The organism is Gardnerella sp. KA00127 (assembly GCF_049244125.1).
Lineage (GTDB): Bacteria > Actinomycetota > Actinomycetes > Actinomycetales > Bifidobacteriaceae > Bifidobacterium > Bifidobacterium swidsinskii.
Genome location: NZ_CP058377.1, coordinates 1,307,722 through 1,320,977, shown reverse-complemented (window position 1 = coordinate 1,320,977; position 13,256 = coordinate 1,307,722). Strand labels below are relative to the sequence as shown.

The window sequence follows — 13,256 nt, the reverse complement described above, 5'->3', positions numbered from 1 at the left end:
ATTAGTATTTAGTATTTTATTTATCTTAGTCTAAGTCTGCTTGTGCGTCGCGCATTGCTCGTTCTTCACGCTCTAGCAGAGGGATGATTACGGTTTCTGGTTTATCGTCATTTTTTTGCGTATTTCTTTCTGTATCTTCAGAAAGTTTTGAGTCCGAAGAAGTCTCGTTTGCGCTATCAACCTTACTGTCACGCTCAACTATAACTTCATCCTTAACCTCAGAATCATTGTTGTTCTTGGCGTCCTTAGCTTCCTCATTGCTACCAGCGTTACTAACGTTTTCATGCTCAGCACTAGCATTGCTATCGGCAGATTTACTCATTGCAGTTTGCACAATAGTTTCTGCGGTTTCGTGTACTGTTTGAGTTTTTACATGAGTAATTACTTGAGTTGCTGTGTCGTCAGCGAGTTGTGCTGCTTTTTCAGCCTCCTCAGCGTTAGCTGCGTGTGTGCCAGCATATTGAACTTTGCGCTCATGAGTATCGTCGCTTATAGTTTTGTTGCTATCGTAAGTCTCGTCTTGAGTGTTATTTAATTCAGTATTTCTTTCTGAAGTAATGTCTCGCTCATGAGTTTCGTCGCTATTTCCAGTGTTTAGTTGGTTTTCAGTAGAATTATTCTTAGAAATTTGGCGACTTTGCGTATTGTCATTTTCAAGAAGCGTTCCAACTGTAATAGTCGAGACGGGATTTCCTGCAGCACGACCAGTTTTAGCAGTTTGTGCATTGCTAATACGACTAAGCTCGTGCGCTAAACGCTCAACTTGAGCCTTAAAACGCATAATACTAGTGTTATCTGCACGTTGCAAAGCTTGAACAAAATCGCCAACTTGTTCCATTTGCAGCCACAAGTTTGCGCGAAGCATAATCAAACTATCTAAACGAGAACCCATAATTCTACCGTATGCAGAAAGCACTGCGTTTCGGCGCTGCTCGTTAAGTTTTGCAAAAATCCAAGCCAAATCGCGCGCAGGATCGTTAATTTGCATTCTTTGCCAATTTGTCACAGCAGTAATTGTTGAGCCAGCAAACAAAATGTCGCCATCCATAAAACCGCCGTGTACTGGGCAAGTTTCAAATGACCACAATCCTTCAGTTTCCAACACTCTTGACCAACTGTCAGTAATTTCGGTTGGAATATGACCGGCTTGACGAAGTCTTTTAATCCAACCGGTTAACTGTGCGCGAATTTGACCAGTAGTAAAAGCAGAGTATTTTCCGCGCGTTACGAAAGTAGGGCGCAGGCGATGAATAGCGCCGATTGCAGTTCCAACATTTGCGCAATCGTCAGTAGTAAGAAGACGCAAGTCGCGAGCGCTACCTTCAAGATGTTCGCAAATAAGCACAGTGTCTTCATCGTTGTTGTTGGCAATAATGCTTGACATTCGTATAGATTGCTGTTGTGTAGATTGCTGTTGTACGTATTGCTGAGTGCCAGCAACTGTAGAATTTTCATCGGTTACATTATTTGCAACATTTCCAGCGTTATTATTAGCATCTTCGCGTTTTCCTGGCATAAACGTGAGCATAGTGTCGTAAGCGAATCCCAAAGCTGCCAAATCTTTACTGTGCTCAAGAGTCCATGCTGCACGAGCCCGGTCATGCAAACGCTTGCGACCTTTACTATCCGCACTGATAAAAACGTCGTAAAGCTTACCGGAAATATCTTGCACAACGGCGTGAGAAATTCCAGCCGCGGTATCAGTGGCATTAACTTGCTCACTTTGGCGTGTTCCTGCAAACTGTACTTCGGGCATGGCTGCAGATGCCAGTGCTGCCAACTTGAATCTACTGAGTTGTGTCACACTCCCACAGTAATACAAAGCACCGAAATTTTGCCAATTTTTTGTAAGTTATACACATATTTTTATTCTTGTTGCGTAAGCGTTGTTATTGCTGCAACAATAGAATTATGAATTCTTCACCAGAACCTTCGCAAGTGACTTCTAAAACTTCTCAAGTGACTTCTCCAGAAGCACTTTTAGACGGGTTGGATAATTCGCAACGCGAAGCTGCTACCGCACTAGAAGGGCCAGTGCGCATTATAGCTTGTGCAGGAGCTGGTAAAACGCGCACTATTACGCGCAGAATTGCGTATGCTTGCGCTACTGGTAAGTGGGATCCTGAAAGAGTTTTGGCAGTTACTTTTTCTGTAAAAGCAGCTGCGGAAATGAGATCGCGTATTGAGGCTCTTGGTGTAAGTAATGTTGGATGCGTCTCAACATTTCATTCTGCGGCTTTGCAACACATTCGCAGCGTGTGGAACGACGTCTGTTCAGCACAATTTCCATCAATTATGAATGATTCTCAGCAAATCATAGCTTCTGCGCTTAAGCGTTATCCGGATTTTGCGGATATGACTTTGTTGCAAACTCGCGATATTTTGGCAGAAATTAATTGGGCGAAAGTTTCGCTTATTGCGCCTGACGATTACTTGCGTGTGTGCGCTTCTACGCACCGTTTGCCTCCTGCAGGTTTAGAGCCGCAGCAATTTGTCGATATATATGAAGCTTACGAAACCGAAAAAAATGCGCATAATTGCATCGATTTTAACGATATTCTTCTACTTTGCTGCCATATTTTACGAAATTTTCCGGAAGCTGCAAACCGTATTAAGCAATCAATCGGATGGATCACAGTTGACGAATATCAGGATGTGTCTCCTTTACAGCACGAATTGTTGCGATTATGGATGGGGCAGAACCGCGATATTTGCGTAGTGGGCGATCCTGCGCAAACAATCTACTCGTTTGCAGGTGCGAATAGTTACTATTTGCTTTCATTTCCGCAAGAATTTGCTCCTCTTGGAGCAGATATTAGTTTGAATACCGACTACCGCTCCACAGAACGCATAGTAGGTCTTGCTAATAGAGTGCTTGCGGCTTCTGCGCATAAAAAGGATTACGTAAAAGTTAAGGCGGCAACAAAAGGCGGCGTTCGTGTTAGCCAGCAAGTTTTTGCAACCGATGTTGAAGAAGCTTTGGGCGTAGTTGAGCAAATTGCAAAACTTGTAAAAAGCGGCGTTGCACATCTTGGGGAGTGCGCAATACTAACGAGAACCAATGCTCAACAGCAAGTAGTTTGTAAAGCGTTAAAAGCAGCAAAACTTCCGTATCGCGTGAGAAAAGACGTGGGGTGGCAGCGAAATGTTTTAGAGGATGCGCAAAGCTACGGTTCTCAAGGTATTTCTGACATTTTTGCATCTTCTAATATTTCAACTGTTACTGTTTCAACTATTCATGCTGTTAAAGGTTTAGAGTTTGCGCATGTTTACGTAATTGGCTGCTCTGAAGGGCTTATTCCTTTTGGCTCTACGGCTGATGACAGTGCTTTGGAAGAAGAGCGCAGACTTATGTACGTTGCAATAACTCGCGCAGAAAAGACTTTGCATCTTTCTTACGCTTCTAGAAAAGACAGTGGAACTGGCATGAATCGCGTGCCTAGCCGCTTTCTGGCTTAATCTCGCGGCATAAATTTTACGCTCGTGTAAAGTTTTGGTCGTTTTTGGTTGAGACCGACCTTTTCTTTACACAGTTGCACAGTTTATGCCGTTTTGAGCGTTGATGTCGATTATTCAGCTGGATTGTTATTGAATCAGGAGTTTTACAAGAGTTTTATTCGCCGTCAGCATCAGTTTCGTCGGAATTGCCGGATTCGTTGCCAGCTTCGTTACCGGATTCGTCGCCGGATTCGTCGTCAGTTTCGTTACCGGTTTCGCTGTTTTGCTTCTTTTGGCGTGCATCCTCTTCCAAAAGCTTGCTAAGTTCAGCATCCCAATCATTTGTGCCTAAATCGTCTTCTGTTAATTTTTCAAAAGATTTTTCGATAGGCGCATTTTCGATAGCGTTATCAGTATTTTTGTTACTTTCGTAACTGTCTGCACTTTCGTGACTTTCGCTAGTTTCGCTAGTTTTTTCAGTTGCTTCGCTAGTTTGGTTAGACTGAGTTTCTATTGCATTTTTTGCAGCAGTTTTCGTTGCATCCTCCGCATCGATTTCTTTCGTAACTTCGTCACCTGCGTTACCAGCTTTACTTTCATTACCAGCGTCTTTCGCAACTTCGCTAGCTTCCGGCAAAGTTGGCAACAAATCTGGATGACTCCACAAGCTATCTCGCTCTTCAATACCGCGCTCGCGAGTCAACTTTTCCCACAATTGCGATGCCTCGCGCATACGGCGAGGGCGCAAATGCAAACCAAGTAACGATTCAAACGTCACTTCTGCAGGTCCTCCTGCAGCTCGCTCGCGACGCATCATCTCTCGCAACTGCTCAATGTGCACAATATGAGCCATTCCAGACTGCCATGTAACACAATCAACCCAACCTTCAACAAGTGCAAGCAAAGTTTCCAAACTATGCAAAGCTTGACACTGCTCTTCAGAATCATTGCTGCCAATATTTTGCAAATTAACAGCTCCTGAAATTGCTTCCGGATTCATTGTTTCCACGTCGCGAAGCTGTTCTTCCATAGCCTCTAAATCAATGCTTATTCCGTTTGCGTACTTAATAATCAGCGCTTCAAATCGTGGCATAAGCCATGGCACGGATGCAAATAATCTTGCGTGTGCAGCTTCTCGCAAAGCCAAATAATTCATGACTTCTGTAATATCCAATTCCCACACTTTTGCATACTCAATGCAATTATATGGAATTAATCCGCCTGCAGGATTTTGTAAAAGCGCAAGACCTTGATCAAAACTGCCGTGCACTTCGTGTGAAAGTGCTCCAGCTGCTTGACCTAGTTGCATAGCAAACGAAGTGTTTCCAAGCAGTTTCATTAGTTGCGCTGGATTATTCATTCCTTCAGGCAGTGGAATTGGCACAACTCCTGCAAATAATCCTTTTACTTCAGCATCATCCACATCGCGGAATCGCTCTTCAATAACAGAAGTGAGTGCTTCGTTTACTGATTTTGCAACAGGATTAGCGAATTTAACCCAAGCTTCCAGCGTTTTTTCTACCCAATCAGCTCTAGACAATACTTCTGGCGTTCCAGGAGCAGGATTGAAATTGCACGTTATATCTAGCCACAAGTTCGCTTGGCTTAAAGATCTTCGTGTGGCATCTGCTACGTCTGCATTTACATTTCCTTGATCGCCATTAGCGTGCTGTAGAGCAATAGATTGCGCTAACTTGCGATTAATTGGCCCTTCTTCAAGTGTTGCTTCCATTTCGTATGGATTATTAAGACCGCCTGCACTAAAAGCTTGCATCATTCCGCGAACTTCGTCTGGTTTAGGAAGCTTATCTGGATTCTGATTTAAGAGTTGTTCGCGTAGCTCAAAAGGAAGCTGATCAAGTTGTTTCCATGCTTCTTCTCCTTGTATTGGCCCAAAGCATTCAATGAGCCATTGGTGAATTGCATCGTCATTCATGAGCGTATCCTTCTCGTGCCACGTGTTGCATAATTTACAGTTTTTATTTTTATACGTTTCGTACCTGCACGTATTTGTACGTATTTTATAAGTATTTATACGTATTTTACACGTCTTTATATGCGAGTTTAGCGCATCTTCTTAATAAAAATATTTCTTAATACAAATATTCTACTCGATAATATGGTTTTATGCGCTATAACTTGCGTGCAAATATATTTTAAAGCAAAACTATATAGGGCTTGTGTCATGATACAAGCATGTTTCGCTTTTCTACAGGTGCTAGTGTATTCCGTGCGTGTTTTAAATCCTTGCGCTCGCTGTCTCATGCTTTAGTTTTGTACATTACTTCGCATTCTTTGCGATATTTTGCAGGATTCTTTACAGTAATTGTTGCGATTTTTGCGTTGTCGCTTCCAAGTGCATACGTCGTAGAAGAGCCTGGTCCAACGCAGGATGTTTTAGGATCCCTATCAAATACTCCTGTGATTGATATGTCTGGTTCTCGAGTAAAAGAAAATCATGATACTGGTAAATTATTGTTGATTACTGTCAATGTTTCTGGTGTTCCTGGATATGAGGTTTCAACATTTTATTCATTGATTTCATGGATGGATCCTCATAAAAGTTTGTTGCCTCGTGAAGCTATTGTGCCAGTAGGACAGAGCGCTGACGAGTATGAGAAGGAATCCACGAACGAGATGGATAATTCGCAAAATCTTGCTCAAAATGTTGCGTTGCAGTACGCGTCTAAGCATCTTGGAATTAAAAAAGAAGATGTAAAAGTTCGTTTACATATTGAAGATATTGGTGGACCGTCTGCCGGAATGATGTACACTCTAGGAATTCTTGACAAGCTTACTCCTGAACAAGAAACTGGTGGTAAGACGATAGCCGGAACTGGAACTATTGAAAAATCGCAAAAAATTGGTGCAATTGGTGGTATTCGTTTAAAGATGATTGCAGCTAAAAGAGATGGAGCTACTTGGTTCTTAGCGCCTTACGATAATTGCAATGAAGTTGTTGGGCATGTGCCACAAGGTTTGCGCGTTGTAAGTGTAAAAACATTGGATGATGCTTACAAAGCGTTAAAAGCTATTGGTTCTGGTCGTGGTGCAAATAAATTGCCAAGCTGCAATGTGAAATAAAACTATAAACCAAATAAAGCAGAAACCAAATAAAGAGCAGAAAGTGGGCGATGAGGGACTCGAACCCCCGACATCCACCGTGTAAAGGTGGCGCTCTAGCCAGCTGAGCTAATCGCCCGTTTGCAACAAATTAAAAACATACATGATGGTGTGTACGAATGCAACGTGTGGCGCGCGTCGTAACAATCGCGTACAGTATACTGAATAAGAACATGTGCTCAGGAGGTCGATATTCGATGGCTCAGAAACCTGATACCGCTCGTAATGCTTCAGCAATGGAGCGTGTGGGTAAGCGTAAGTTAGGATATAACGTCGCACAGGTGAATGCTTTTCTAGAGCGTGCTCACACTTTGTACGAAAGCGATGAAGCTCGACTTACGCAGAAAGATATTCAAGAGGTTTCTTTTGACTTGGAGCGTAATGGTTACATTATTGGTCAAGTTGATGCTGCGTTATCGCGTTTGGAACGTGCGGTAGTAGATAAGTGCACTGAGCAAGAATTGGCGCAATGCGGACGAGTTGCATGGAAAGCTCGTGTAGAAGTGCTTTATCGTAAACTTTTGCAACATGCTCAAAGAGATTATCGCGATCGTTTTGATCGTGGTTCTTCGCGTCACCCGTCTTATGCGCGTAAACAAGTGGATATTATGGTCGATCAAGCCTTAGATAAGATTGCTCTTATGCTTGGTCATGAGCTTGAGTGGGAAACGGACAAAGAAACATTACAAGATATTGATTCTGCTTATGTTTCTAATGTGATTTTTACGCAAAAAAACGGTAAGCACGGTTATGATGAGCGTCAAGTTGATTATTATTTAAACGCTTGTGTGCGTTTGCTTAGCAGCTTGGAATCTTTTGAGCGTGTAGAACAGTATGTTGATGCGGATAATAGTAGTTCCTCATACTCTCGAGCAGCATCTGAATCTTATTCTGCTCCTGCTTCTGTTTCACCTTCTATCTCGGCTTCCGTTCCACCTTCTGTTATTCCTGTAACTAAAGCTGAAGAGCCTGCTAAATCTTCAGAATCTACGGAATCTTATAACCATTCTGAAGAGCCTGTTCCATCATTTGCTCCTTCAATAAAGCCTGCATCTGATTTCAGTGCTGCTTCTGCAGCTTCTTCCGCTTCTGCCACTGCACCTTCTGCTTCTTCAATATTCAAACCTGTTGAGGATGCTGTGGATGATGAAGACACTGCGGATAGATTGTCTAAGATTGCACCTCGCTCAATACCTAGCGTGCCAAATCATGATAAACAAAGCATTTTTGCTCCTGTAGATTATGCTAATCAAGATTCTAATGATTCGTTTGAAGCGTTAAATAAGTCTGAGCGCGCAATATTTACACCTCATGCTGCTGCAAGTAAGCCTTCTAATGTTCTTAACGATACTGATAGCAATGACGAGCTTTTGCAAAGCGCTACAGTAATGCGAAACTCTTCTGAATCTTCTGTGCTACCTCCTTCTTTCACTCCTGCAGCTCGTAATCGCAATAATTCATCTGCACCTAAGCCTGTTGCGGCTCCTGCTCCTGATGAATCAATTCCATCATTTGCTCCTCAAGATTCTGCACAGCATTCCTCGCAGCATTCTTCGCTTAATATTCCGGAGTTGCATGTTTCTAATTTGCAGTCGAGTAAGCCATTGAGTTTAGATATTCCAGATTTGTCATTCCCAATTATTGGTCATATTGATGAATCTACTAATTTCGGTAGCTCTTCTCAAGGCGACGACGATTCGGAAAATAACGATCGTAATTAATCTAACTATTAAAAAAGATATAGTTTGATTTATGCCATTGTATCGCGATGAAGCTGTTGTGCTTCGTACTTTTCCTTTAGGTGAAGCGGATAGGATTGTTGTGCTTCTTACTAAGCGGCATGGCAAAGTTCGTGCTGTTGCAAAGGGAGTTCGTAGGCTTAAATCACGTTTTGGTGGTCGTCTTGAGCCGCTTATGCGTGTTGATTTGCTTCTTGCACAAGGTAAATCTTTGGATGTAGTCTCGCAGGCTGTTTCTATTGCTGCTTATGCTGGTGAAATTTGTGCAGATTATACGTCCTATGAGTATGCAAACGTCATGCTTGAAGTTGTGGATTTGCTTGTTTCTAACGAATATACAGATGAATACAGGCGTGAATATCAAGATACGCTAGGGCAGTATCGTCTACTTACTGCGGCTTTACTTTCATTGTCCAAGCATAAGCATTCTCCTGATGCTATTGGCGTGTCGTATATATTGCGAGCATTGTCATTAGCTGGGTGGTCTCCGCGACTACAAGCTTGTGTTGTATGTGGGAAAAATGAAGATTTGTGCTATTTTTCGCCTTGCGCAGGTGGAATGATGTGTGCAAGTGATCACACTCCGGATTCAATAGTTTGTGCTAATTTGACGCGTTTGCAATTGTGTGCGCTTGCGCAAGGAAACTGGTCTGTTCTTGACGGAGTGTCGGTTGATTCTTCTACTATGCGATGCGTTCAGCAATGGGCTGAATATTATCTTGAGCGACCTATTCGTTCGATGGGGTTGTTACATTCGTAAGTATGGCTTTTGAAAACGTGGATTATAAGTCGCTTGATATTCCAGCGGCTCCTTTTAGTGACCCTTCTCGCATACCAGATTTTCCTAAGGGCAAAGTGCCTCGTCATGTCGGTGTGATTATGGACGGAAACGGACGCTGGGCAAAAGAGCGCGGAATGATTCGAACCGAAGGTCACAAAGCTGCAGAACCGGTAGTTTTTGACGTTATTGCAGGAGCTATAGAAGCAGGAGTTCGTTACTTAAGCTTATACACTTTTTCTACCGAAAATTGGAAGCGATCTCCACAAGAAGTGCGCTTTTTAATGGGATTTTCTAGGGAAATTATCCATAGGCGAGTTGCGCAAATGAACGAGTGGGGAGTGCGAGTTCGTTGGGCAGGAAGGCGCCCTCGTTTGTGGAAGTCTGTTATTGACGAGTTGGAAAAAGCGCAAGAAATCACCAAAAATAATAAAACTATTGACGTTGTTTTTTGCATAAATTACGGCGGTCGTGCAGAAATTGCGGATGCTTGCGCGCAAATCGCGAAAGAAATTCAAAATGGCAAAATTAAAGGCGATCGTGTAAGTGAAAAAATGATTGCTGAGCACTTGTATAATCCGGATATTCCAGATTGCGATTTGGTGATTCGCACTTCCGGCGAGCAGCGCACTAGCAACTTTTTGCCTTGGCAAGCATCCTACGCGGAACTTGATTTTGTGCCGGAACTATTCCCGGATTACGGCCGCGAAGCGCTGTGGAGGTCGATTGACCGCTATGCGCATCGCGACCGCAGGTTTGGTGGCGTAAAAAACGCCTAGTATCTCACTAAGATTTGTTACTTTTCGCTAGTGAGCCAAGCGCAAGCTGCCACAACTGCAGCTTCTAATCCGCGATTAAGAGTGGGCTGCAAATCTGGGGCGAATGCCGGATTGTGATTTCCAGGAGCATTCTGCATATCCGCAAAACCACCTAAGCCCCAGTAAGCGTAAGGAGTTTTAAAAGCGTTCGCGACTATAGAAAAATCTTCCGAAGCAGAAGCGCGCGAAATATCTACAGAATCTTCTCCAAAGTATTCATCAAAAGCTTTACGCACGCGCAAAGACGCATTCTGATCATTATTTGTAAGCGGATAGCAATCATAATACGTAAACTCTGGTTCTTTAGGACATCTTGCAAGCTCGCACTCTCCACGCACAATTCGTTCAATAGCATTGTGCACAAATTTTTGAGTATCTTCGCTATAAGTTCTTGTGTTAATTAAAAGCTCGGCATCATCAGGAATAATATTCGACTTACTTCCTGCATTAAGCGCGCCAACTGTAACAATTGCGTAATCTTTAGCTGCAAGTTCGCGAGAAACAATCGTCTGCAATTTAAGCACAATTGACGAAGCAACAACCACCGGGTCAACGCTCAACTCAGGCATAGAACCATGCGAACCTTTACCAAAAATGTGCACGCGAATCGAAGCTGCAGTAGTTAAGAACGCGCCCGAACGAATACCGACTGTTCCTGCAGGAATAGCACCCAACACATGCTGACCAAGGTAAACGTCAGGCTTTGCAATCATGCTCATAATGTCATTTTCCACCAAGTCTTTTGCGCCTTGAGCTGTTTCTTCTCCAGGCTGAAAAACGCCAATATACGTTCCTTTCCAAGCATCTTTATGCTCATTAAAAGCCTTCAAGGCACCAAGTAGGCTGGAAATATGAAAATCGTGACCGCAAGCGTGTGAAACTCCAACCGTTTTGCCATTTTCGTCTTGCGCACTAACTGTTGAAGTGTAATCTTTTCCTGAATTTTCTTTAATTGGAAGCGCATCGATATCCGCTCTCATAGCAACAACAGGACCTTCGCCGTTTTTAATCTCTGCCACAACGCCTGTTTTTCCAACTCGCTTTGTTTCAATCCCAGCTTCGCTAAGAATATCAATAATTGTTTGAGCTGTATGATCTTCTTTCATTGACAGTTCAGGATGTTGATGAAAGTATTTGTATTGTTTTTCTCGTTCTCTTTGGGTTTCATCTAAATCGGATAATATTTTCTGAACTGCCGTAAGTTGCAGCATAAATTCCTGCTTTCTTTTGTTTTATTATAACTTTTTCGAGTTTTGAGATTATTTGAGATTATTTGATTTCAGTTTTATTCTTCTTTATTTCGTTCGTCGAGAATCTTATCTACAAGCGCACTTTTTGCGTCAATTTGATTGCTAAAACCAGGGCGAATATCTAATTTTAGTATTACTCCAGTACGGTATCCTTTACTAACTAAAGTCATCGTAGCATCTTTCACAACGCGCATAACGTCATCAAATTCGCCCTCAATATTCGTAAACATTGCGTTAGTTTCGTTCTTTAATCCAGAATCGCGAATTACTTGTACGGCATCTGCCACGTACTCGCTCAACTCGTCTCCGACTCCGCTTGGAGCAATGCACAACGCCGCGACCGTGTTAGTTCTGTGCTCGTTCATGTGGTCGTTTGTATTCTCGTTATTATTTTCACTCATAGTAACAATCCCTTTAAAATCGTAATCTTACGCAAATCTAGCAAAACAAGACAACGCCAAATAATGCGTCAACAAACCTATAAATTTGCATTACTTTAACAATTTTACAAGCGTCACAGGGTTTTTCTATAATAGCAACGTTTTCACCCGAATTTTCTAGTTTTTACGAAAAGGTGTATTGTGGCTGTTTCAAAGCTTGATGAAGTCGTTTCCTTGGCTAAGCGTCGAGGATTTGTGTTCCCAGCCGGCGAAATTTACGGTGGCACGCGTTCTGCGTGGGATTATGGCCCACTCGGTGTTGCGTTGAAAGATAATATCAAGCGCGAATGGTGGCGCTACATGGTGACCACGCGTGGAGATGTTGTTGGTGTGGATACTTCCGTTATTCTGCCTTCACAGGTGTGGGTTGCTTCCGGTCACGTTTCCGTGTTTAACGATCCTTTGATTGAGTGCTTGAATTGCCATAAGCGTCATCGTGCAGATAAGTTGGAAGAGTCTTATGCTGAAAAGCATGGCGATAAAATGCCAGAAAATGGCTTAAAAGACATTGCTTGCCCAGATTGCGGTACTCGCGGAAACTGGACTGAGCCACGCGACTTCAACATGATGCTTCGCACTCATTTAGGACCGGTTGAAGACGAAAATAGCTTGCATTATTTGCGTCCAGAAACAGCTCAGGGCATTTTCGTTGATTTTAAGAATGTCATGACTTCTACTCGTCAAAAGCCACCTTTCGGTATTGCAAATATTGGTAAGTCTTTCCGCAACGAAATTACGCCTGGAAACTTCATCTTCCGCACTCGCGAGTTTGAGCAGATGGAAATGGAATTCTTCGTAGAGCCTGGAACCGACGAAGCTTGGCACCAGTATTGGATTGACACTCGCGTGCGTTGGTATGTTGATTTGGGTGTGAAGCCAGAAAACTTGCGCATGTATGAGCATCCTAAGGAGAAGCTCAGCCACTATTCCAAGCGCACTGTCGATATTGAATACAAATTCGGCTTCCAAGGTTCGGATTGGGGAGAGCTTGAGGGTATTGCAAACCGTACTGACTACGATTTGTCTGCTCATGCTAAGCATTCCGGCGAGGATTTGAGCTACTTTAACCAGGCTACTGGCGAAAAGTATGTGCCTTATGTTATTGAGCCTGCGGCTGGTCTTACGCGCTCGCTTATGGCATTCTTGGTTGATGCTTACGACGTTGACGAAGCTCCAAACACTAAGGGCGGAGTTGACAAGCGCACTGTTCTTCGACTTGATCCTCGTTTGGCTCCTGTTAAAGCTGCAGTTTTGCCTTTGAGCAAGAAGCCAGAATTGCAAGCTGTTGCTCAAGATTTGGCTGCAGATTTGCGTCAGCATGATTGGGTTATCGATTACGATGAGGCTGGAGCTATTGGTCGCCGCTATCGTCGTGAGGACGAAATTGGTACTCCTTTGTGCGTAACAGTCGACTTCGATACTTTGGAAGATCATGCTGTTACAATTCGCGAGCGCGACACCATGCAACAAGAGCGCGTTTCTTTGGACAAGGTTGCAGATTACGTTGCTAGCCGAATTAACGAAAAGCGCGTTAAGTATCCGCAAGGTCCTGTTGAAATCGTTGGTACTCGTGCAGCCGACGGTGCTACGGATATTGCTAAAGAAGCTGGCGAAGACGAGTCTAAGCCTGTACAAATCGCTACTGCTGGCGGATTGTACTAATACGCGTT

Annotated in this window: 10 protein-coding genes and 1 tRNA gene; 6 read left to right on the top strand and 5 right to left on the bottom strand. The window is 43.2% G+C overall.

Going from position 1 to position 13,256, the window contains the following annotated elements:
• Positions 1-25 precede the first annotated feature (25 nt).
• The gene (locus HXT48_RS05335) at positions 26-1,780 is read right to left on the bottom strand and encodes a phosphotransferase (RefSeq protein WP_080514460.1); all 1,755 of its coding nucleotides are present in this window, start codon (positions 1,778-1,780) and stop codon (positions 26-28) included.
• A 131-nt stretch (positions 1,781-1,911) separates the two neighbouring features.
• Here HXT48_RS05335 and HXT48_RS05330 point away from each other — a divergent pair, with 131 nt between their 5' ends.
• Positions 1,912-3,459: an ATP-dependent helicase gene (locus tag HXT48_RS05330; RefSeq protein ID WP_421784319.1), complete on the top strand. Its 1,548-nt coding sequence runs from the start codon at positions 1,912-1,914 to the stop codon at positions 3,457-3,459.
• A gap of 154 nt (positions 3,460-3,613) precedes the next feature.
• Here HXT48_RS05330 and HXT48_RS05325 read toward each other — a convergent pair whose 3' ends face one another.
• Positions 3,614-5,374 carry a zinc-dependent metalloprotease gene (locus HXT48_RS05325; RefSeq protein ID WP_288231274.1) on the bottom strand — a complete coding sequence of 587 codons (1,761 nt, stop codon included), beginning with the start codon at positions 5,372-5,374 and terminating at the stop codon, positions 3,614-3,616.
• A 260-nt stretch (positions 5,375-5,634) separates the two neighbouring features.
• Between HXT48_RS05325 and HXT48_RS05320 the strand changes: the two genes are divergently transcribed.
• Positions 5,635-6,522: a YlbL family protein gene (locus tag HXT48_RS05320; protein ID WP_248893177.1), complete on the top strand. Its 888-nt coding sequence runs from the start codon at positions 5,635-5,637 to the stop codon at positions 6,520-6,522.
• A 44-nt stretch (positions 6,523-6,566) separates the two neighbouring features.
• On the opposite strand, the gene HXT48_RS05315 is transcribed toward HXT48_RS05320, so the two are convergent.
• Positions 6,567-6,640, bottom strand: a tRNA-Val gene (locus HXT48_RS05315).
• A 118-nt stretch (positions 6,641-6,758) separates the two neighbouring features.
• Here HXT48_RS05315 and HXT48_RS05310 point away from each other — a divergent pair.
• Genes HXT48_RS05310 through HXT48_RS05300 form a run of 3 tightly spaced genes read left to right on the top strand, consistent with a single transcriptional unit; the run spans position 6,759 to position 9,857 of the window.
• The gene (locus HXT48_RS05310; protein WP_248893179.1) at positions 6,759-8,282 is read left to right on the top strand and encodes a DivIVA domain-containing protein; all 1,524 of its coding nucleotides are present in this window, start codon (positions 6,759-6,761) and stop codon (positions 8,280-8,282) included.
• A 31-nt stretch (positions 8,283-8,313) separates the two neighbouring features.
• Positions 8,314-9,060 carry a DNA repair protein RecO gene (recO, locus tag HXT48_RS05305; RefSeq protein ID WP_421793021.1) on the top strand — a complete coding sequence of 249 codons (747 nt, stop codon included), beginning with the start codon at positions 8,314-8,316 and terminating at the stop codon, positions 9,058-9,060.
• Positions 9,061-9,062: 2 nt separating this feature from the next.
• Entirely contained in the window at positions 9,063-9,857 is a 795-nt protein-coding gene (locus HXT48_RS05300) for an isoprenyl transferase (protein ID WP_116431863.1), read from the top strand.
• Between the two features lie 17 nt (positions 9,858-9,874).
• On the opposite strand, the gene HXT48_RS05295 is transcribed toward HXT48_RS05300, so the two are convergent.
• Positions 9,875-11,107, bottom strand: a complete 1,233-nt coding sequence (locus HXT48_RS05295; RefSeq protein WP_076002689.1) for a M20 family metallopeptidase — start codon at positions 11,105-11,107, stop codon at positions 9,875-9,877.
• Positions 11,108-11,181: 74 nt separating this feature from the next.
• Complete coding sequence (locus HXT48_RS05290; RefSeq protein WP_012913950.1) at positions 11,182-11,547, bottom strand: MTH1187 family thiamine-binding protein; 366 nt, start codon at positions 11,545-11,547, stop codon at positions 11,182-11,184.
• 180 nt (positions 11,548-11,727) lie between these two features.
• Between HXT48_RS05290 and HXT48_RS05285 the strand changes: the two genes are divergently transcribed.
• Entirely contained in the window at positions 11,728-13,248 is a 1,521-nt protein-coding gene (locus HXT48_RS05285) for a glycine--tRNA ligase (protein WP_004105144.1), read from the top strand.
• Positions 13,249-13,256 lie beyond the last annotated feature (8 nt).

Excerpts from the sequence above, each read along its gene's own strand:
- HXT48_RS05330 (WP_421784319.1), top strand. The coding sequence starts at position 1,912 with ATGAATTCTTCACCAGAACCTTCGCAAGTGACTTCTAAAACTTCTCAA.
- HXT48_RS05325 (WP_288231274.1), bottom strand. The coding sequence starts at position 5,374 with ATGAATGACGATGCAATTCACCAATGGCTCATTGAATGCTTTGGGCCA.
- HXT48_RS05320 (WP_248893177.1), top strand. The coding sequence starts at position 5,635 with ATGTTTCGCTTTTCTACAGGTGCTAGTGTATTCCGTGCGTGTTTTAAA.
- HXT48_RS05310 (WP_248893179.1), top strand. The coding sequence starts at position 6,759 with ATGGCTCAGAAACCTGATACCGCTCGTAATGCTTCAGCAATGGAGCGT.
- recO (WP_421793021.1), top strand. The coding sequence starts at position 8,314 with ATGCCATTGTATCGCGATGAAGCTGTTGTGCTTCGTACTTTTCCTTTA.
- HXT48_RS05300 (WP_116431863.1), top strand. The coding sequence starts at position 9,063 with ATGGCTTTTGAAAACGTGGATTATAAGTCGCTTGATATTCCAGCGGCT.
- HXT48_RS05295 (WP_076002689.1), bottom strand. The coding sequence starts at position 11,107 with ATGCTGCAACTTACGGCAGTTCAGAAAATATTATCCGATTTAGATGAA.
- HXT48_RS05290 (WP_012913950.1), bottom strand. The coding sequence starts at position 11,547 with ATGAGTGAAAATAATAACGAGAATACAAACGACCACATGAACGAGCAC.